General features: G+C 73.4%; 21 protein-coding genes and 1 pseudogene. 8 read left to right on the forward strand and 14 right to left on the reverse strand.

Features of this window, described 5'->3' with window-relative positions:
• Window positions 1-29: 29 nt before the first annotated feature.
• From DMH08_RS21760 to DMH08_RS21775, 4 genes are all read right to left on the reverse strand, one after another.
• Window positions 30-842: a formate/nitrite transporter family protein gene (locus DMH08_RS21760; protein WP_125617360.1), complete on the reverse strand. Its 813-nt coding sequence runs from the start codon at window positions 840-842 to the stop codon at window positions 30-32.
• A gap of 190 nt (window positions 843-1,032) precedes the next feature.
• A complete protein-coding gene (cynS, locus tag DMH08_RS21765) occupies window positions 1,033-1,482 on the reverse strand; it encodes a cyanase (RefSeq protein ID WP_026402788.1) in 450 nt (149 codons plus the stop codon).
• A 215-nt stretch (window positions 1,483-1,697) separates the two neighbouring features.
• Window positions 1,698-2,624, reverse strand: a complete 927-nt coding sequence (locus DMH08_RS21770; RefSeq protein ID WP_026402787.1) for an HAAS signaling domain-containing protein — start codon at window positions 2,622-2,624, stop codon at window positions 1,698-1,700.
• Window positions 2,621-2,959 carry a PadR family transcriptional regulator gene (locus DMH08_RS21775; RefSeq protein ID WP_026402786.1) on the reverse strand — a complete coding sequence of 113 codons (339 nt, stop codon included), beginning with the start codon at window positions 2,957-2,959 and terminating at the stop codon, window positions 2,621-2,623. Before DMH08_RS21775 ends, DMH08_RS21770 begins: the two co-directional genes overlap by 4 nt.
• A 129-nt stretch (window positions 2,960-3,088) precedes the next feature.
• Here DMH08_RS21775 and DMH08_RS21780 point away from each other — a divergent pair, with 129 nt between their 5' ends.
• Window positions 3,089-3,766: an HD domain-containing protein gene (locus DMH08_RS21780; RefSeq protein WP_125617362.1), complete on the forward strand. Its 678-nt coding sequence runs from the start codon at window positions 3,089-3,091 to the stop codon at window positions 3,764-3,766.
• Between the two features lie 40 nt (window positions 3,767-3,806).
• Here the strand turns inward: DMH08_RS21780 and DMH08_RS21785 are convergent, their stop codons facing one another.
• From DMH08_RS21785 to DMH08_RS21795, 3 genes are read right to left on the reverse strand one after another with little or no spacing between them, the layout of a single operon-like run.
• On the reverse strand, window positions 3,807-5,126 hold the full coding sequence (locus DMH08_RS21785) for a phosphotransferase family protein (protein ID WP_125617364.1): 1,320 nt from the start codon (window positions 5,124-5,126) through the stop codon (window positions 3,807-3,809).
• Entirely contained in the window at window positions 5,123-5,569 is a 447-nt protein-coding gene (locus DMH08_RS21790; protein ID WP_125617366.1) for a nuclear transport factor 2 family protein, read from the reverse strand. Before DMH08_RS21790 ends, DMH08_RS21785 begins: the two co-directional genes overlap by 4 nt.
• Window positions 5,570-5,578: 9 nt before the next feature.
• The gene (locus DMH08_RS21795; protein WP_125617368.1) at window positions 5,579-6,214 is read right to left on the reverse strand and encodes a TetR/AcrR family transcriptional regulator; all 636 of its coding nucleotides are present in this window, start codon (window positions 6,212-6,214) and stop codon (window positions 5,579-5,581) included.
• A gap of 139 nt (window positions 6,215-6,353) precedes the next feature.
• On the opposite strand from DMH08_RS21795, the pseudogene DMH08_RS41115 reads away from it, so the two are divergent.
• From DMH08_RS41115 to DMH08_RS21820, 6 genes and pseudogenes are all read left to right on the forward strand, one after another.
• Window positions 6,354-7,396, forward strand: a pseudogene (locus tag DMH08_RS41115) (AMP-binding protein); the annotation flags it as partial.
• Window positions 7,397-7,567: 171 nt separating this feature from the next.
• Window positions 7,568-7,912 carry an AMP-binding enzyme gene (locus DMH08_RS41795; protein WP_233617732.1) on the forward strand — a complete coding sequence of 115 codons (345 nt, stop codon included), beginning with the start codon at window positions 7,568-7,570 and terminating at the stop codon, window positions 7,910-7,912.
• The gene (locus tag DMH08_RS21805; protein WP_125617371.1) at window positions 7,909-8,481 is read left to right on the forward strand and encodes a VOC family protein; all 573 of its coding nucleotides are present in this window, start codon (window positions 7,909-7,911) and stop codon (window positions 8,479-8,481) included. Before DMH08_RS41795 ends, DMH08_RS21805 begins: the two co-directional genes overlap by 4 nt.
• Window positions 8,465-9,106, forward strand: a complete 642-nt coding sequence (locus tag DMH08_RS21810; RefSeq protein ID WP_026402781.1) for a carboxymuconolactone decarboxylase family protein — start codon at window positions 8,465-8,467, stop codon at window positions 9,104-9,106. The genes DMH08_RS21805 and DMH08_RS21810 overlap by 17 nt, the downstream gene beginning before the upstream one ends.
• Window positions 9,106-10,284 carry an acyl-CoA dehydrogenase family protein gene (locus DMH08_RS21815; RefSeq protein ID WP_125617373.1) on the forward strand — a complete coding sequence of 393 codons (1,179 nt, stop codon included), beginning with the start codon at window positions 9,106-9,108 and terminating at the stop codon, window positions 10,282-10,284. The genes DMH08_RS21810 and DMH08_RS21815 overlap by 1 nt, the downstream gene beginning before the upstream one ends.
• Entirely contained in the window at window positions 10,281-11,321 is a 1,041-nt protein-coding gene (locus DMH08_RS21820; RefSeq protein ID WP_199747935.1) for an SMP-30/gluconolactonase/LRE family protein, read from the forward strand. Before DMH08_RS21815 ends, DMH08_RS21820 begins: the two co-directional genes overlap by 4 nt.
• A 96-nt stretch (window positions 11,322-11,417) precedes the next feature.
• Here the strand turns inward: DMH08_RS21820 and DMH08_RS21825 are convergent, their stop codons facing one another.
• Window positions 11,418-11,624 (reverse strand): cell division protein SepF, encoded by a 207-nt coding sequence (locus DMH08_RS21825; protein WP_026402778.1) that lies wholly within the window; start codon window positions 11,622-11,624, stop codon window positions 11,418-11,420.
• A 250-nt stretch (window positions 11,625-11,874) separates the two neighbouring features.
• On the opposite strand from DMH08_RS21825, the gene DMH08_RS21830 reads away from it, so the two are divergent.
• On the forward strand, window positions 11,875-12,309 hold the full coding sequence (locus tag DMH08_RS21830; protein WP_233617727.1) for an ATP-binding protein: 435 nt from the start codon (window positions 11,875-11,877) through the stop codon (window positions 12,307-12,309).
• A 97-nt stretch (window positions 12,310-12,406) separates the two neighbouring features.
• Here DMH08_RS21830 and DMH08_RS21835 read toward each other — a convergent pair whose 3' ends face one another.
• The 6 genes from DMH08_RS21835 to DMH08_RS21865 all read right to left on the reverse strand — a co-directional run bounded on the left by DMH08_RS21835 (window position 12,407) and on the right by DMH08_RS21865 (window position 18,259).
• Complete coding sequence (locus tag DMH08_RS21835; protein ID WP_125617379.1) at window positions 12,407-13,078, reverse strand: choice-of-anchor P family protein; 672 nt, start codon at window positions 13,076-13,078, stop codon at window positions 12,407-12,409.
• 29 nt (window positions 13,079-13,107) lie between these two features.
• Window positions 13,108-13,917 carry a L,D-transpeptidase gene (locus DMH08_RS21840; RefSeq protein ID WP_233617728.1) on the reverse strand — a complete coding sequence of 270 codons (810 nt, stop codon included), beginning with the start codon at window positions 13,915-13,917 and terminating at the stop codon, window positions 13,108-13,110.
• Between the two features lie 216 nt (window positions 13,918-14,133).
• On the reverse strand, window positions 14,134-14,604 hold the full coding sequence (locus DMH08_RS21845) for a MarR family transcriptional regulator (RefSeq protein WP_026402775.1): 471 nt from the start codon (window positions 14,602-14,604) through the stop codon (window positions 14,134-14,136).
• Window positions 14,605-14,722: 118 nt separating this feature from the next.
• The gene (locus tag DMH08_RS21850) at window positions 14,723-15,160 is read right to left on the reverse strand and encodes a response regulator (RefSeq protein ID WP_125617381.1); all 438 of its coding nucleotides are present in this window, start codon (window positions 15,158-15,160) and stop codon (window positions 14,723-14,725) included.
• The gene (locus tag DMH08_RS21855; RefSeq protein ID WP_233617729.1) at window positions 15,153-17,063 is read right to left on the reverse strand and encodes a sensor histidine kinase; all 1,911 of its coding nucleotides are present in this window, start codon (window positions 17,061-17,063) and stop codon (window positions 15,153-15,155) included. Before DMH08_RS21855 ends, DMH08_RS21850 begins: the two co-directional genes overlap by 8 nt.
• Window positions 17,060-18,259, reverse strand: a complete 1,200-nt coding sequence (locus DMH08_RS21865) for a PP2C family protein-serine/threonine phosphatase (protein WP_125617383.1) — start codon at window positions 18,257-18,259, stop codon at window positions 17,060-17,062. The genes DMH08_RS21855 and DMH08_RS21865 overlap by 4 nt, the downstream gene beginning before the upstream one ends.
• Window positions 18,260-18,327: the final 68 nt, after the last annotated feature.

The following is an 18,327-nucleotide window of genomic DNA, read 5'->3' on the forward strand; positions in this document are numbered from 1 at the left end:
CCTGATCGGCGGCATCACGTTCGTCGGGCTCACCCTCTACGCGACCCCCGGCCGGTGCGGCCGTGGGTCGCGTAGAGGGTGAGCCCGACGAACGTGATGCCGCCGATCAGGTTCCCGACGATGGTCGGGATCTCGTTCCACACGATGTAGTCCATGACCGAGAAGTCGCCGCCGAGCATCAGGCCGGACGGGAACAGGAACATGTTGACGATCGAGTGCTCGAACCCCATGTAGAAGAACATCATGATCGGCAGCCACATGCCGATCACCTTGCCGGGCACGGACGTCGACATCATCGCCGCGACGATGCCGGTGGACACCATCCAGTTGCACATGACCCCGCGGATGAACAGCGTCAGCATCCCGGCCGCGCCGTGCTCGGCGTACCCGACCGTCCGGCCCTCGCCGATCGTCCCGAGCTGCTGCCCGACCGCGTCCGGCGGCGTCGAGAACCCGTAGGTGAAGATCACCGCCATCATGACCGCGACGGTCAGCGCACCGCCGAGGTTGCCGACGAACACCAGGCCCCAGTTGCGCAGCATCGCGCGCGGCGTCACCCCGCGCCGCTTGTCGAGCAGGGCGAGCGGGACGAGCGTGAACACGCCGGTCAGCAGGTCGTACCCCATCAGGTACACGAGGCAGAACCCGGCCGGGAACAGCAGCGCGCCGAGCAGCGGCTCCCCGGTCTGCACGGTGACCGTGACCGCGAACGCCGCGCCGAGCGTGAGGAGCGCGGCGGCCATGAACGCGCGGATGAGCGTGTCGCGCGCGGACAGGAAGGTCTTCGCCTCGCCGGCGTCGACCATCTTCCTGACGAGATCGGGCGGGTTCACATAGGACACGAGGCCACTCCTCTGCCGTGGACGGACCGGAAGAGCACCGACCCATTCCGGGGTATTCGGACCGACCAGGAGAGTCTCGGCAGCGTTGATGCCCGCCGTATGACGGCTCGGAGTTGGGCGCGTTACGTTCGTCTCACACGCCCGGCGCGGCGCTGTCAGATCAGCACCGGCGGCTCGGCCCGGGGGCCGATCACCAGCGGTAGTCGAGGAATTTGCCGTCGAAGGTGATGACGACGCGGTCGCCGTCCGGGTCGGGGCGGCGGGCGAAGTCGACCCGGAAGTTGATGGCGCTCATGATGCCGTCGCCGAATTCGTCGTGGATGAGTTCTTTGAGGGCGGGCCCGTAGACGGACAGCGCCTCGGCGAACCGGTAGATCGTGGGGTCGCTCATCACGGCCGGATCGGTGCCCCGGGTGGGCTGGAGCGCCAGGCTCTCCGCGACGGCCGCGTCCAGCTCGAGGAACGCGCACACCCGTTCGGCCTGCTCGCGGGGCATCGGGTGCTGCCCGAGCAGCGCCGCGGTCGCCCACACGGCCGGGGCGCCGATCTCCTCGGCGATCCGCGTCCAGGTGAGGCCGCGCCGCACCTTCGCGGCGGTGACGAGTGCGGCGGCGTCGGACTTGCTCATGATCGGTTCCATGCGTGCTCCTCGAAGGCGGTCGGGTGCCGTCAGGCTGCCGCCTCCGCAAGCGCCCGGCAATTGTTCGCCGGGGCCGAAATCAACTCTTAACTCCGGGGAAATGGATCCTTTTGACGGGCCGTACCGCGGTTACCGCCGGGCAACACACCCGAAACGCGCCCCCGCCCGCGGGGACGCGAAAGGCCGGGAGGCCCGTGTGCGGGCCTCCCGGCGGTTCAGCGGAGGGCCTTGCGGAAGGCCCCGTAGGTGTCGCTCGCGCCGATCGCCAGGATGACCAGCGTCGCGGCGGTGTAGAAGGAGCCGGGGGTCGTCCAGTCGTCGCCGTTGACGGCGTCGAGGAACTCGGGGTTCAGGATGTCCTGCCGGTACACGACCCACGCGAGCGGCAGCGTGACCAGGGCCTGCGCGGCGGCGTGCCAGCCCGCCAGCGGGACGGTCCAGCCGCGGCGCGCGACCCGCACCAGGTTCACCGCGATGAGGGCGACGAGCCCGGCGACGATCGGCCACATCCAGAAGGACCACAGGTCCGGAGCGAGCACCTGCATGCGCTCGCCGTCCGCGCGGTACGGCTCGGCGGTCCGCTGCCAGACGATCAGCCCGAGCAGCAGCGCGTCCCACACCACGACCGCGATCGCCGCGCGGCCGCCGTCGTCCGGGCGGCGCGGCGCGGTCAGGTCGTCGGGCGTCCACGTGCGGGGCAGCGACCGCGGCGCGAACCGCTCGACGGCGGCGAACACGAGGGTGAGCCACGCGACCATCTGCGCGCCGACGGTGACGACCGTGCCGACGCCGGTGCCGATCGCCGCGCCGACGCCCGCGCCGTCGAGGACGTCCAGCACCATCATGGCGATCGTCACGGCGGGCAGCGCCACGCCCAGCAGCACCGTGAGCACCCGGACGTACGTCGGGTACAGGTCGGGCCCGATCAGGGTGAGCGGGCGGTCGGCGTACCGGGCGGCGAGCCGGATCGGGTCGCCCATCTCGGTGAGGACGGCCCGCTCCGCGGCCGCCCGGTCGGACTCGCCGCGCGCGTCGACGGCGTCCGCGATGGTGGCGCGGAGCTCGCCGGCGATGTCGTCGCGCTGGTCGGCGGGGACCCGGCGGACGACCTCCTGCACGTAGCCGTCGGTCAGCGCGCTCACCGGATCTCCTTCGTCAGTCGCGACATCGAGGTCACCAGGCTTTGCCATTCGTGCATCAGTCCTTCGCGTACGAGCGCGCCCTGGGGGCTCACCCGGTAGAACTTGCGCGGCCGGGATTCGTCGGTGTTCCACTCGCTGGTGAGCAGTCCTTGCTTCTCCAGCCGGCGCAGCAGGGGGTAGAGGGTGTTGCCGTCGACCGTGACCCCGGCCTCATTGAGCGTCTCCAGGAGCGCGTAGCCGTACTGCGCGTCCTCGAGCAGCGCCAGGCAGGCCAGGACGACCGTGCCGCGGCGGAGCTCCTGGGCCTGGGTGAGGATCAACTCGTCTGCGGTCACGTGTCACACCATAGTGTGCGGCACACACTAATGTCCATAGCGAGTTGCCGTGCGGGACACGCCGGTGGGCGCCGCACGCGTCGGGGCGGGCGGGTACGGTCGCTCTGCCGACGACCTCCGGAGGGTGCGATGACCGCCGAAGACCGCCTGATCGACCGCCTGATCGACCGCGTGCCGCAGCCGCCGGACGTCCCGTCCCGGCTCGCCGCCCAGGTCGCGTTCATCGTCGAGGTGGACCGGCTCAAGACCGTGCTGCGCCGCAGCGTCCTCGTCGCGGACGACCGCAGGGAGAACGACGCCGAGCACTCGTGGCACCTGGCGCTGATGGTGGCGGTCCTCGCCGAGCACGCCGACGAGCCGGTCGACGTGGGCCGCACGCTGAAGCTCGTCCTGCTGCACGACCTCGTGGAGATCTACGCGGGGGACACGTTCCTGTACGACGCGGAGGGCGCGGCGACGCAGGAGCGCCGCGAGCGGGAGGCGGCCGACCGGCTGTTCGCCCTGCTGCCGGACGACCAGGCGGTCGAGTTCCGCGCCCTGTGGGACGAGTTCGAGGAGCGGCGGACCCCGGAGGCGCGGTTCGCGAAGGCGATGGACCGGCTCCAGCCCCTGCTGCTGAACTACAACAACCGGGGCGGGACCTGGCGCACCCCGGGCGTCACCGACGCCGACGTGCGCCGCCGCAAGGCCGTCATCGGCGACGCCTCCGCCGACCTGTGGGCCTACGCCCGGACGCTCATCGACGAGGGCGCCCGCCGCGGCTGGGTCCCCGCCGCGGACGGCGACGGGGCCGCCGAGGGCGGCTGAGCCCCCCGGCGGCCCCGGTCGGCGGGCCCGGACCGCCCGGTCAGGGCGGGGTCGCGAGGTGGCGGGGGTTCGCGACGGTGAGCTTGTCGACGACGGACGCGCGGACGGCCGCGACGACCTCGTCCGCCCGGTCGTCGAAGCGGCCGTCGCGGACGCCGCGGGCCAGCTCGGCGTCGTCGGCGCACCCGAGGGACGCGAGCCGCGCGGCGTGGGCCGTCCGGTGGGCGTCGCCGAGGAGGAGTTCGCGGCGCGCGATGCGGAGGGCGGACGCGGCGACGCGCGCGTGGAAGCGGAGCCGGTCGTCGGCGTGGTCGGTCTCGAGGACGAACCGCTCGACGGCTTCGAGCAGGGCCGGTCCGGACGGCCGGTCGTGCGGCGGCGACGCCGCGCCGCCCGCCGTGCCGCCCGCCGCGCCGCCCGCGGAGTCGAGCGGGTCGGCGACGGTGACGGGCTCGGTGCGGCCGAGGGCGAGGAGCAGGTCGTGCTCCTGCTCGCAGACCTTGCGGCCGAGGACGGCGTACTCGATCGACGGGTCGGCGCCGCTGAGGTGGCGCTCGGCCTGGTGGCGGCACAGGATCGTCCAGCGGAGGGTGCCGTAGACCTCCCACCAGTGCAGGACGGCCGGGTCGGGCGGGGCGCCGCCGGCGTCGGCGTAGCCGGCGAGGAGGTCGGCGCGGGGGCCGAAGCCGCCGACGGGGTGCGGGGACCCGAACCGCCACGCCTTCACGCACAGCCACCCGAGGTCCTCGGCGGGGTCGCCGAGGTGCGCCAGCTCCCAGTCGAGGACGCCCGTGACGGCCGGGCCGTCGATCATCAGGTTGCCGTTGCGGAAGTCGCCGTGCACCACGGTGCGGCCGGTCGGGGCGGGCCGGTGCTCGCGCAGCCAGCGGAACGCGAGCTCGACGGCGGGCCGCGGCTCGTCGAACGCGTCGTAGTACTCGGCGAGCGCGTCGAGGGGGTCGGCGTCGGGCAGGCCGTCGACGGGCGCCATCGTGTGCAGGCGGGCGAGGATCGCGCCGAGCTCGCGGGCGAGCCCGGGGCGCGGGGTGCGCAGCAGCCGCCGGGGGATCGTCTCGCCCGCCAGCCGCTCCATGATCATGAACGGGACGCCGTCGAGGTCGGGGCCGTGGTCGACGAGGGTCGGGACGGGGACGCCGGCGTCGGCGGCGGACGACAGCAGCGCGGCCTCGCGCGCCATCGCCGCCGGGTCGGGGGCGGCGGGCGGGTCGCGGCGCAGCACGAGGGCGCGGCCGCCGGCGGTGAACGACCAGGTCTCGCGGCTGGCGCCGCCGGACAGCCGGTGCAGGTCCGCGACGCCGGCGCCGAGGCGGGCGGCGAGCGCGTCGCCGGGGCCGCTCATGCGCGTGCGTCCGTGCGGGCGTCCGTGCGGGCGTCCGTGCGGGCGTCCGCGCTGGCGTCCGTGCGGGCGGCGCGCTGCGCGGCGGCCAGCTCGCGGAGGGGGCCGCTGCCGCGGCTGTCGGCGTACTCCTCCAGCCGGGCGATCCGGCCGTCCCGGACGGTGACGAACAGGCAGGCGTCCAGTTCGAAGGGGCTCCCGTCGGGGAGGGAGCCGCGCAGGACGTGCCGCTGGGCGTAGCCGTCGGGCAGGGGGTCGCGGCGGACGTCCTCGTACCGCATGTCCCGCAGGGTGCGGGACAGCCAGCGGAGCGTGCGCAGGTTGTCGTCGACGGCCTGCACGCCGGCGCCGGCGTGCCAGATCGTCGCGCCGGGGGCGTACATCGCCCGGAGCGCGTCGGTGTCGCCCGAGGTGATGGCGGTGAGGAAGCGGTCCGCGAGGTCCAAGGGGGGCTCCTAGGGGTCGAGGCCGAGGGCGCGGATGGAGAGGGTGTCGAGGGTGTCGAGGAGGCGGTCGTTGGGCCCTTCGCCCTGGACGAGCCACAGGTAGAGGGAGTGGTCGACCATGGCGGCGAGGGCGCGGGACGCCATCTCGGGATCGAGGTCGGCGGGGGCGATGCCGGCGGCCTGCCAGCGGCGGATGGCCTTGGCGGAGCGGGCGACGGCGCTGGCGCGGTGCTTGCGGCGCATCTCCTGGAACTCGACGTTGAACGTGGAGACCTGCTCGATGATGGCCATCATCTTGGCGTTGCGCTGGTACGCCTCGTAGTAGGCGCGGTTGGCGCGGCGGACGCGCGCGGCGGGCGACGGGCCCTCCAGCGGGACGAGGTCGTGCTGCGTCATGTCGGCGAAGAGCCGGTCGGCGACCTCCAGGAACATGGCCTCCTTGGACGGGAAGTACGTGTAGAAGGAGCCGTACGCGACCTTGGCGTGCCGGGTGATGTGCGCGACCCGGGTGTCGAGGAAGCCGCGCTCCTCGAAGACCTCGCGGGCGGCGGTGAGGAGGCGTTCGCGGGTGCGGACGCCGCGCTCGGTCAGCGGCCCGGCCGCGCCGGTCGCGCTCTCGCCCCGCGCCTGCGTCTCGCTCGCCATGGTCCTTCTTCCCGTTCGCCCGGACTCTTGACATCCGCATGCTCTCAGGTTCAGGATCCGAGCATCGAACGAAGATGACATGACTGTCAAGTCAAGTTTTTTGGGAGGCCGCCATGGCCGCTGCCGCGCCGGGAAGCCCATGCTGATCAGCGACATCGTCGAGTACGCCGCGCGCAAGCGCCCCGACCGGCTCGCGCTCCGCTTCGAGGACGAGACGCTCACGTTCGCCGGACTGCGCGACCGCGTCCGGCGGGCCGCGAACGCGCTGCGGGCCGTCGCCGAGCCGGGCGACCGCGTCGCGGTCCTGTCCGGGAACCGCCCCGAGTACGTCGAGCTGTACTACGCCGTCCCGGCGGCCGGCATGGCGCTGACGTTCCTGAACCACCGGCTGCACCCGGCGGAGATCGCGTCGCTGGTCGCCCACGCGGAGGCGTCCGTCCTGGTGGTGGGCGGCGAGTACCTGGACGCGATGGCCGGGCTGCGGGACGCGATGCCGAGCGTGCGGCTCGTCGTCGGCCTCGACGGCGGCGGCGACCGCGCGTACGCCGACCTGGTCGCGGACGCGCCCGCCACCGAACCGCCGCGGCCCGACGAGGACTCCGTGGGCTGGCTCGTCTACACGAGCGGCACCACCGGACGTCCCAAGGGCGTGATGCTCACCCACCGGAACCTGGTCGCGGGCGTCGCGGGCTCGGCGGCGGCCTGGGAGATCCCGGACGGGTCGGTGTTCCTGTTCTGCTTCCCGCTGTGCCACGTCGGCGGCTACGCGGTCCTGGTCAACCACCTGCGGGCCTGCACGGTGGGGATCCTCCGCTCCTACGACAACGAGACGTTCCTGCGGCTGGTCGCCGAGTGGAAGGTCACGCAGACGGGCCTCGCCCCCACGATGATCGCGTTCCTGCTGGGCCATCCCGGCATCGAGGAGCACGACCTCGGCACGCTCCAGGCGATCGGGTACGGCGCGTCCGCGATCCCGGCCGAGGTGCTGCGGCGCGGCATGGACGTCCTGGGCTGCGACTTCTACCAGGGTTCGGGATGAGCGAGACCGGCGGCAACATCCTGTACTTCGGGACGGCCGAGCACCGCCGGGCCGCCGCCGGCGAGACGCGCCTCCTCGCCGCCGCCGGGCGCGTGATGGACACCGCCGACGTCCGCATCGTCGACGACGCGTTCGCGGACGTGCCGGACGGCGAGCCCGGCGAGATGGTCGTCCGCTGCGACCAGGTCATGGCCGGGTACTGGCGGGAGCCGGAGCTGACGGCCGCGTCGTTCCGGGACGGCTGGTTCCGCACCGGCGACGTCGTCCGCCGCGACGCCGACGGCATGATTTCCATCGTCGACCGGATCAAGGACATGATCGTCACGGGCGGGGAGAACGTCGCGTCCCGCGAGGTCGAGGAGGTGCTGTACCGGCACCCCGCGATCGCCGACGCGGCCGTGTTCGGCGTCCCGGACGCACGCTGGGGCGAGGCCGTCGCCGCCGCCGTCGTCACCCGCCCCGGACGGGCGCTCGCCGCCGAGGACGTCATCGCGTTCGTCCGCGAGCACCTCGGCGGCTACAAGGTCCCGCGGAAGGTCGAGTTCGTGCCCGAACTTCCGCGCAACGTCGCGGGCAAGGTCCTCAAGCGGGACCTGCGCGCCCGCCACGACGGCGGCGACGCGGCCCCCGCGGCTCCCACAGTGCAGGAGGTGTCATGAACCGCGAGTTCGAGCTGGGCGGAATCAACCATCTGGCGCTGGTGTGCTCGGACATGCAGCGCACCATCGACTTCTACTCCGGCGTGCTCGGCATGCCGCTGATCAAGACGCTGGACCTGCCGGGCGGCATGGGCCAGCACTTCTTCTTCGACTGCGGAGGCGGCGACTGCGTCGCGTTCTTCTGGTTCCCGGACGCGCCCGACGCCGTCCCCGGGATCTCCGCGCCGAAGACCCGTCCGGAGCAGGGCGAGCTGCTCAGCGCCGTCGGGTCGATGAACCACGTCGCGTTCCACGTGCCGGTCGAGAAGTTCGACGAGTACCGGACGCGGCTGAAGGAGAAGGGCGTCAAGGTCAGCCCGGTCCTCAACCACGACGACAGCGAGTTCGGCGTCGCCCCGAAGATGCAGGAGGGGGTGTTCGTCCGCTCGTTCTACTTCCAGGACCCGGACGGCATCCTCCTGGAGTTCGCGTGCTGGACGCGCGAGTTCACCGACGCCGACGTCTCCCACACCCCGAAGACGGCCGCCGACCGGCGGCCCGCGAAGGAGAGCAATGCCGCGCCTGCGTGAAGTCCCCCGAGCCGAAGTCACCGACGAACGGATCCTGTTCTTCTACGACCGGCTGTTCGCCCCCGACCGCGACCCGGCCGTCGACCACGGCACCGCCACCGGCACGCCCGGCGACTGGTGGACCGTGTTCGCGCAGGACCCGGACGTCTTCCGGCACGCCGTCCGCGGCTTCGCGCTGTACCGCGGCGCGTCCCTGGACCCGCGGTTGCGGGAGCTGGGGCAGTGCCGGGCGGGGTGGGCGCGCGGCAGCCAGTTCGTCTTCTCGCAGCACTGCAAGCAGATGCGGGCGCTGAAGATGCCCGAGGAGAAGATCGAGGCGATCCCGCACTGGCAGACGGCCGACTGCTACTCGCCGCTCGAACGGGCCCTGCTCGCCTACACCGACGGGCTCGTCCTGGACGGCGGCCGCGTCCCCGACCGGGTGTTCGAGGTCCTCAAGGAGCACCTGTCGGACCGCGAGATCCTGCAGTTCACCTACATCACCTGCATGTACGACATGCACGCCGTGATGTCGAAGGCGCTGCGGGTCGAGTACGACAACCGGCCGGAGCCGATCGTCGAGATCGCCGCGCCCGAGGGGTACGGCGACCGGGACATCTCCGACGACCTCGCCGGGAACGGCTGATGCTGTTCGCCGTGCCGGACCGGGTCCGGGACGTCCGGGACGCGGTGCACGCGTTCATGACCGAGCGGGTCGAGCCGGCCGAGGACGTCCTGAACGCGGGCGGCGACGCGGCCCGCGCGGCGATCGCGGGGCTCCAGCGGGAGGCGAAGGACGCCGGGCTGTGGGCGCTCGGGCACCCGGCGGAGCTGGGCGGCGGCGGGCTGCCGTTCCTCGACTACGTGCACGTCAACGAGGTGCAGGGCCGCAGCGAGTGGGGGCAGATCGCCCTCGGCACGTACACGCTCCAGGACTCGCTGATGCTGCACAAGTACGCGAGCCCCCGCTGGCGCGACCGCTACCTGGCGCCGATGGTGGCCGGGGAGCTGTCGCCGAGCTTCGCGATGACCGAACCGGACGTCGCGGGGTCCGACCCGACCGGCATGGAGACGACGGCCGAACTCGACGGCGACCACTGGGTGGTCCGCGGCCGCAAGTGGTTCACGACGAACGCCGCCGCGGCCGCGTACACGACCGTCATGTGCCGCACCGAGCCGGACGCCGCGTCGCCGCACCGGGCGTTCAGCATGATCATCGTGCCGACGGACACCCCCGGGTACCGGATCGTCCGGGACACGCCCGTCCTCGGGCTGGGCGGCGGCACCGGGCACGGCGGGCACTACGAGGTCGCCTACGACGACGTCCGCGTCCCCGCCGACAACCTGCTCGGCCCGCGCGGGCACGGGTTCGTCATCGCGCAGGACCGGCTCGGCCCCGGCCGGATCTTCCACTGCATGCGCTGGCTCGGCCAGGCGCAGCGCGCGTTCGAGCTGATGTGCGCCCGCCTGGACTCCCGCGTCGCGTTCGGGGAGCCCCTCGCGGCCAAGCAGCTCATGCAGAAGCACGTCTTCGACTCCTACACCGAGATCCAGGCCGCCCGGATGCTGACGCTCCAGGCCGCCGAGCAGATCGACGCGGGCTCGCAGGCGCGGATCGAGATCGGCGCGATCAAGGTCGTCGGGGCGGCGATGCTGCACAACGTGGTCGACCGCGCCGTCCAGGTGCACGGGGCGGCCGGGCTGACCGACGACTTCCCGCTGTCGCGCATGTACCGGCACGCCCGCGAGGCGCGCATCTACGACGGGCCCGACGAGGTCCACATCCAGAGCACCGCCCGCCGCATCCTCAAGGCGATGCGGTGAGACGCCGGACCCTGCTGTCCGGGCTGGCCGGGGCCGCCGCCGCCGGGGCCGTCCTCGGCGCCGGCGGCCCGGCCGCGGCGCGACCCCGCAGGAAAGGCAGGAAAATGAAGATCACCACGCTGGCGGAGGGGCTGCTGTTCCCCGAGGGGCCGGTCGCGCTCCCGGACGGCGACGTCCTCGTCGTCGAGATCCACCGGGGCACGCTGACCCGCGTCCGCCCGGACGGCACGACCGCGGTCGCCGCCGAGACGGGCGGCGGCCCCAACGGCGCGGCGCTCGGCCCGGACGGCCGCGTCTACATCGCGAACTGCGGCGGGCTGCGCCGCTTCGAGGTCGGCGGGTTCGTGTTCGCGGGCGGCATCCCGGACGACTACGAGACCGGCAGCGTCCAGGCGGTCGACCTCGCCACCGGGGCCGTCGAGACGCTCTACACCGAGGCGGACGGGGCGCCGCTGCGCGGCCCGAACGACCTGGTGTTCGACGCGCACGGCGGGATCTACTTCACCGACTACGGCAAGAGCGACGGCGTCACCGGCGACAAGGGCCGGCTGTTCTACGCGAAGGCGGACGGCTCGGCGATCACGATGATCGCCGCCGGGCTGGAGGGCCCGAACGGCATCGGCCTGTCGCCCGAGGGCGACCGGCTGTACGTCAGCGAGACCTACACGGCCCGCGTCTGGTGGTGGGACGTCACGGCGCCGGGGCGGATCGAGGGCGGCCGGTCGCTCGGCGGCTCGGGCGGCGGCAACTTCCTCTACACGGCGCCCGACTACACCAACTTCGACTCGCTCGGCGTGGACGCGCACGGCAACGTCTGCGTCGCGTCCATGGTCCACGCGGGCATCTCGGTGGTGAGCCCGCGCGGCCGGCTGGTCGACTTCGTGGACATCGACGTCGACGGCGACCCCGGCATCACGAACATCTGCTGGGGCGGCGACGGCATGCGCACCGCGTACGTCACCGCGTCCAGCACGGGGCGGCTCCTCAAGATCGAGGACTGGCCCCGCCCCGGCCTGAAGCTCAACTACGCGGGCTGACGGAGGCGGCCGGGCGGCGGCGGTCGGGCGGCGGCGAGCCGCCGCCCGGCCGCCGCCGCCTTGCGCTCTGCACACTGACGCGCCCCCTCGGCCCCGTCAGGGCTGGAGGAGGAACAGCCTGCGGTCGACGCGGTCGAGGGAGCCGCGCCGGGCGAAGACCAGGCCGGTCGCGAAGTCCACGAGCTGCTTGGCCTCCTCTTCGGGGAGATCGGTCAGATCCATGAGCACGGTGACTCCCTTGCGGAAGTAGTGCCCGACGTAAAGCACCTCGTTGTAGTTCTGCGGACGCAGCGTCTTCACCACGCCCCCCAGTCTGCCCCGGCGGTTCCGCGCCCGCCAGGCGAGGACGTCCGGGCGGGCGCGGAACCTCCGGGGCGCGATTGGCGGGCTCATTCACGGAGAGGGAAGGGGAGTGGAAAAAGATTTGTCGGCGCCCGCGCTAATCGGGGCGAGACGCAGGTCGCGGGAGGGACGGGAGTTTCCCGTTGGTGGCGGTGGGAAATCTGGAGGTTAGAGAGAACGGAGGCGGTTGGCCATGGAGGTCGTCCTCGAAATGACGTTGCCGAGGAGCGCGGAGAGCGCGCCTCTCGTGCGGCGGACGCTCGACGCCTCGCTCCGCGGCCTCGGGGTCACCTCCGAGATACGCGCCGACATCGCGCTCGCGGTCGGGGAGGCGTGCGCGAACGTGGTGCAGCACGCGGCGGCGGGCAGGGAATACGAGGTCAGGGCCCGGATGGACGGGTACCGGTGCATCGTGGAGGTCGTCGACGAGGGCGGGGCGGCGGACCCCGCGCAGTGGGGCGGCGCACCGGCACCGCCGCTCGCCGAATCCGGGCGGGGGCTGCAGTTGATGCGGGCCTTCACCGAGGACGTCCGGATCAGTGACCGCATCCATCGCGACGGCGCGGTCGTGCACTTCGAGAAGTCGCTGTACGGGACGGTCGGAGAGGCCGTGGAAGGGGCCGCCGAAGAGGTCCCGGCGAGCTGAGGAATCGCCGCCGGAAAGGACCGGCGGAATGGCGGGGCCGGACGGGTTGGTCCGGCCCGGCGGCGGACGCGCCGCGCGCCGCCGGGCCGGCGTCGGGTCAGCCCGTGACCGGCAGGTCGCGCCGCACCGGGGTGGGCGCGGGGGCCTTGGGCTGCTTCTTGTGGACGGCCGGCGCCGGGCGGCCGCACGTGGCGGACGCGACGCTCAGCGTCGTCGGCTCCGTCAGCGGCAGCGTCAGCTCCATCGCGGTGACGTTCATCCGCCCGTCCGACATCCGGCGCTGCTTGTTGAGCGTCAGGGTCGCGTCGCCGACGCCCTCGATCCGCACCGGGATGCGGGTGTTGGGCGGCGGGGCCGCGTCGAGGCGGCGGCCCGCGATGCGGGCGTCGGCGAGGTGCGCCGAGCCGCGGCCGCCGTCGCACTTGGCCGCGACCGCGCTGGCCAGCAGGTCGGCGGACGGGACGCTCAGGCGGGCGACCTTCGAGCGGGCGCGGGACGCCGACGCGCGGACGTCCAGCGCCTCGGCCCGCACGAACTTCGTGCCCTTCTCGCGCAGCAGGCTCTTCTCGACCTGCTCGCCGCCGGACGACACGGCGGGCACCGGCGCGATGTCGAGCGGCCCGGTGAGGGTGAGCCCGTAGGCGGACCCGGCGGCGCCGCCGGAGCCGGGCTCGGCCAGCGCCGGGTCGGCCAGCGCCGGGGCGAGCGCCGCGGCGAGGCCGGTGGCCAGCAGGCCCGCGGTGGTCAGGCGTCTGAGGGAAACTCGCATGGAAGACTCCGATTCGTGGGAGCGGGTGATCAGTCGTTGATGAGGACGAGCGTCCCGAGCGGCACCCGGGACAGCTTCCGCAGCGCGTCGTCCGGCACCCGCACGCAGCCGTGCGTGGCGGCCCGGCCGAAGACCGACGGGTCGTGCCAGCCGTGCAGCGCCACGGTGCCCGGTCCGCCGCCGAACGTGTCGAGCGTGTCGGAGTGCGCGCCGAGCGGCAGCACCAGCTTCTTGTCCTTCGGCGCGAGCTGCGCCATGACGAACGTGCGGCCGGTGGGCGTGGGCGTGGCGGCCGCACCGATGGCGACCCGCCAGCGTCCGACCGCCTTGCCCGACTCGTGCAGCGTGAGCCGCCGGTCGCCGAGGTCGACGGTGACGAGGTAGGGCGTGCGCGCGGTGCGCAGCCCGTCGCCGGGGATCCACCCGGACGCCCGGTTGGGGCGGCTGGGCAGCAGGACGCGCAGCCAGCCGCCGGAGCTCTCCACGACCGGGACCCAGGTGGGGCCGCCGAGCTGTTCCGTGGGGAGCGTGGCGACGCGGCGCCCGCCGGGCCGGTCGTGCACCGGCAGCGGCTTCGGCGGGTGCACGACGAGGCCGTCGGCCGCGTCCCGTCCGGCGTCGGCGGGCGCGCCCTCGACGGTGGTGAACGTGGTCGCCTCCGGCACGGCCGCGTCGTCGGCGGCCGCCTTCGCCGCCGCCCCGGTGGACGGTCCGCCGGACGGCTCCGCGGCGGATCCCCGTCCGGGGCCGCCCCCGCAGCCGGCCAGCAGCAGCGCCGCGGCCGGGACGAGCGCACTCACCGTGATCGCTCGATTCCGTAGCGCAGTCATCGTCGCCATGGTGCGGGATGCTAGTGGTGGGAAGGGCGTGCGTAGCGGGAATTCGGAAAATGCCACGCCGGGGGCGGCTATTCCGCTCGCATTGATGCGCCTATTTCTGGTTTGTCGGGGGCAATGCGGCTAAGGGAGAAAAGCGGGCATCGCGAGGAGTGCGGGGGATGCCGCGGGCAAGGGCGGGCAAGACGGGCGTCCCGGGGTCAGGCGGGCGTCCCGGGATCAGGCGGGCAGCGAGAACGAGCCGTCCGGCCCGGCCTTCGACGCCGCCTCGTGGAACTCCGCCAGCCCCCACAGCAGCGCCGTCCGCGCGGACGTCGGCATCGACGCCAGCACCCGCGCCAACTCCTCGCGGCGCCGCAGGCGCAGCCGGTCGAGCAGGTCGAGGCCGTCCGCGGTGAGCCGCACCGTGACCTCCCGCCGGTCCCGGCCGGGGTCGCGCATCAGCAGCCCGGACGCCTCCAGCCGGTCGCACAGCCGGCTCGCCGACGACACCAGCGCGCCGAGCCGCTCCGCCAGGCTGCTGACGTTCAGCGGGCGCTCCTCCAGGGCGAGCAGCGCGCGCAGCTGCGTCGCCGGGATCGGGACGTCCGGGGCGTTGTGCGCACGTGACCACACGGTCATGAGCACGGCCGCGGCGTCATCGAGGGCGGCCGCTTCCTCTGCGGCCCCATCACCCGGCGTGCCGACCATGTACTCCACTGTAGGCGCCCGGCGGACGATCGCGAGAGCCAGCTCCCGCCCCGGCGGATTCACCGAGGTCGTCCGGCCGCCGCCGCCGCGGCCCGCGCCGGGCGGGCCGGGCGGGGCGTCAGCGGGGGAGCTTGACGACCGACACGAAGAAGTCGTCGATCTGCCGGACGACCGACACGAACCGCTCGAAGTCGACCGGCTTGGTCACGTAGGCGTTGGCGTGCAGGCGGTAGCTGCGCAGGATGTCCTCGTCGGCCTCGGACGTCGTCAGCACCACGACCGGGATGCTGCGCAGCTCCTCGTCGTCCTTGATCTCGCTCAGCACCTCGCGGCCGTCCTTGCGCGGCAGGTTCAGGTCGAGCAGGACCAGGTCGGGGCGCGGCTTGCCGGCGTACTCGCCCTCGCGGCGCAGGAACGCCATCGCCTTCTCGCCGTCCTCGACCACGTGCAGGAAGTTCTGCACCTTGTTGTGCTCGAACGCCTCCGTGGTGAGCAGGACGTCCCCGGGATCGTCCTCGACCAGCAGCACCTCGATGGGGCGGGGTCCGTCAGTCATGCCGTCGGTCATCGGTCTCTCTCTCGGGAAGGGTCCAGCGGAACGTGGTGCCGGAACCGGGCGCGGTGTCGGCGTCCGTGCCGGCGTCGGTGCCGGTCTCGCCGTCGCCCCGCTCCGCTCCGGCCGGTTCTTCCGTATCCGTTTCTTCTGTGTCGGCTTCTTCTGTGTCGGGTTCTTCTGTGGCCAGCCAGATGCGGCCGCCGTGGTATTCCACGATCTTCTTGCACAGCGCCAGGCCGATGCCGGTGCCGGAGTACTCGTCGCGCTGGTGCAGCCGCTGGAAGATGAGGAAGATGCGGTCGGCGTACCGGGGTTCGATGCCGATGCCGTTGTCGGAGCAGTGGAACTCCCACTCGCCGTCCCGGTGGGCGGCGCCGAGGGCGACGCGCGGCGCCACGCCCTCGCGGCGGAACTTGATCGCGTTCCCGACGAGGTTCTGGAACAGCTGCGTGAGCTGGCTGCGGTCCCCGGGGACGGCCGGCAGCTCGCCGACGTCCACGGTCGCGCCCGTCTCCTCGATCAGCGCGTCCAGGTTCGACACCGCCTGCCGGGCCACCTCGTTCAGGTCGACCGCGTCCTCGATCCGCGACATCCGGCCCACCCGCGAGAACTGCAGCAGGTCGTTGATGAGGGCCTGCATGCGCTTCGCGCCGTCCACCGCGAACTCGATGTACTGGCGGCCCCGGTCGTCGAGCTGGTCCCCGTACCGGCGCTCGATCATCTGGCAGAAGCTCGCGACCTTCCGCAGCGGCTCCTGGAGGTCGTGGCTCGCCACGTACGCGAACTGCTCCAGCTCGGCGTTCGAGCGGCGCAGCTCCTCGGCCTGCTCGGTGAGCTGCCCCGCCGCCCGGACGCTGGCGCCCCACTCGTCGATGATGCGCCGCCGCATCGCGTCGATGATCGCGGCGAGCTCGTGCAGCTCCGCCGGCCCCGACACGTCCAGCGGGTGCGCGAAGTCCCCCTGCGCCACCGCGCGGACCCGGTCGGTCATGGACGACACGGGCTTCAGCACCGTCCGCCGGATCAGCACCGCCATCGCGATGACCGCCGCGGCCACCAGCCCGAGCGCGAAGCCGGTCCCCCACAGCGTCGCGCGGCCGCGGGCCTCCAGCCGGTCGGCGGCGTCCTCGTGCAGGGTCGTGATGGCGCCCTGCAGCCGCTGGACGCCGCCGCGGACGGTGTCGTACAGCCGCCGGCCGCGGTCGTCCTGCTCCTCCGTCAGCCCGGTCCCCGCCCCGCGGGCGATCAACGGCTCGGCGAACGCGGCCCGCCACGCCGCGGCGTCCGCCTCGGTCCGGTCCAGGAGCGCCACGACCTCCTCGCCGCCCGACACCCCGGCCAGCAGCCGGCGCATCCGGGCCGCCGCCGCGGTCTCCCGCTCGACCGCCGCGCGGAACTCGGCGAGCGCCTCGGCGCCGCCGTCCTTCGCGAACGACCGGATCGCGGTGTCCTGCGCGTTCAGCGACGATGTGACCTCGAACTGCTCGAGGGTCGCCTGCGACACCTGGCGGACGAGCTCCTCGCGGGCCCCGTCGTTCTGGTAGAGCGCCGCCCCGGCCAGGGCGAACGCGCCCGCCAGCAGGAGCGCGAGGACCAGCGAGCCCGTCCGGTACAGGTTGCGCAGGCTCACCCGGCTCAGCCCGTGCGGCTCCGGGTACTCGGCCTCGGGCAGGACGACCGGGGGGCCGAAGCCCTCGGATGTCCGCGCCTCGGCGGCCCGCTCGTCGCCGCCCGCCGCGGTGTCGGCGGATTCGGTGGTGTCTGCGGTGGTCGCGTCGTTCCCGGTGTCGTTCTTCGTGGTGCCGTCCTCGGTCGTGTCGTTCGTTGGGGCGTTCTTGGGGGCGTTCTTGGGGGCGTCCGCCGTCGTGCCGTCGTCCGGGCGGGGCGCCGGCGGGCCGGTCACAGCTCTCCGCGGCTGAGCAGCAGCACCGCGAGGTCGTCGGACAGGACGTCGCCGTTCAGCCGCTCGGCCTCGGCGGCCAGCCCCGCGATCAGCGCCTCGCCGCGCTCGCCGCGCGCGTGCGCGGCGGCCGCCAGCTCCAGCAGCCCTTCGAGGTCGAGCCGTTCGCCGCCGTCCCCGACGCAGCCCTCGATCAGCCCGTCGGTGTAGAGCATGAGCCCCCAGGCGTCCCCGAGCTCGACGTCCTGCGCGGGCCACTCCAGGCCGGGCAGCAGCCCCAGCGCGGGGCCGCGCGGCTCCTCCGGGAGCGCGCGGACGCCGTCCGGGCCGAACAGCAGCGGGCGCGGGTGCCCGGCCCGGTGGACGCGCGCCGTGCGGCGGTCCGGCGAGATCGCCAGCATGCACACCGTGGTGAAGATCTCGTCACCCCACCTCTCGTGCTCCAGCACCGCGTCCAGCGTCTCCAGGAGCCGCTGCCCCTGGTGCCCCGCGAGGACGAGCGTCCGCCACGCCATGCGCAGCCGCACCCCGAGGGACGCCTCGTCCGCGCCGTGCCCGCTGACGTCGCCGATGATCGCGTGGACCGTCCCGTCCGCGGTCTCCACCGTGTCGTGGAAGTCGCCGCCGAGCAACGCGCGGTCGCGGCCCGGCCGGTAGCGGGTGCAGTGCCGCACCGACCCGTCCTTGAGGATCGGCACCGGCAGCAGGCCGCGCTCCAGCCGCGCGTTCTCCCGCGCCACCACCCGCGCCTCGACGAGCTGCTTCTCCGACTCGTCCGCCCGCTTGCGCTCGATCGCGTAGCTGATCGCGCGGCTGAGCAGCGCGCCGTCCACGTCCTGCTTGACCAGGTAGTCCTGCGCGCCGGCGGCGACGGCCTCGACGCCGACGTGCGTGTCGGCGAGGCCGGTCAGGACGAGCACGGCGGTGTCGGGCGCGTGGTCGAGCACCTGCCGCAGCGCGTCGAGCTCCTGCGCGTCCGGCAGGGACAGGTCGACGATGATGCAGTTCAGGCCCGGGTGGATCGCGTCCAGCGCCTCGGCGAGCGTGCGGGCCACCGTGATGTCGACGCCCGGCCGGACCTCCGTCAGGAGCTCCTCGAACAGGAACGCGTCGCCCGGATCGTCCTCGACGAGCAGCAGGCGGAGGGAGCCTGTGACGCCTAGCAGACGTTCGGCGCCGCGACTGGGCATCGCGGTCATGGCTCAGCTCCTTAGCCCCAGGGGGAGGACTCGGCGAACAGGCTCTTCCTTGCAGTCGAGCAAATATT

Source organism: Actinomadura sp. WAC 06369, assembly GCF_003947565.1.
GTDB classification, from domain to species: domain Bacteria; phylum Actinomycetota; class Actinomycetes; order Streptosporangiales; family Streptosporangiaceae; genus Spirillospora; species Spirillospora rifamycini.